The organism is Pseudomonas sp. DCB_BI, from assembly GCF_026240995.1.
Classification (GTDB): domain Bacteria; phylum Pseudomonadota; class Gammaproteobacteria; order Pseudomonadales; family Pseudomonadaceae; genus Aquipseudomonas.
The window spans coordinates 1-390 of the sequence record NZ_JAPFCG010000089.1; the positions used below are offsets into that span (position 1 = coordinate 1).

The 390-nt window shown below is 58.2% G+C and carries 1 protein-coding gene; it reads right to left on the reverse strand.

From position 1 onward, the window contains the following. A partial coding sequence (locus tag OO258_RS27405; protein WP_266035060.1) for a hypothetical protein occupies positions 1–386 on the reverse strand: 386 nt, incomplete at its 3' end. Positions 387–390: the final 4 nt, after the last annotated feature.

The window sequence follows — 390 nt, forward strand, 5'->3', positions numbered from 1 at the left end:
TGGTGATGGTGGTGTGAGGAGACGGTGACCTGGGTCCCCTGGCCCCAATAGTCCACGTGCGGTCCCCGACCCAAAGACCATGTATCTGCTGCACAATAATAGACGGCTGTGTCCTCAGGTTTCAGGCTGTTCATTTGCAGATACACCGTGTTCTTGGCGTTGTCTCTGGAGATGGTGAATCGGCCCTTCACGAAGTCTGCATAGTTTGTACTGCCACCACTACTAGTAGCCGCGACTAACTCGCGCTGCTTCTCTGGAGCCTGTTGGCGGTACCAGCCCATGGCCTTGATACTGCCGATGATTCCAGAGCCTGCGCAGGAGAGTCTCAGAGACCCCCCAGCCTGCACCAAGCCTCCCCCAGACTCCTGCAGCTGCACCTGGGCCATGGCC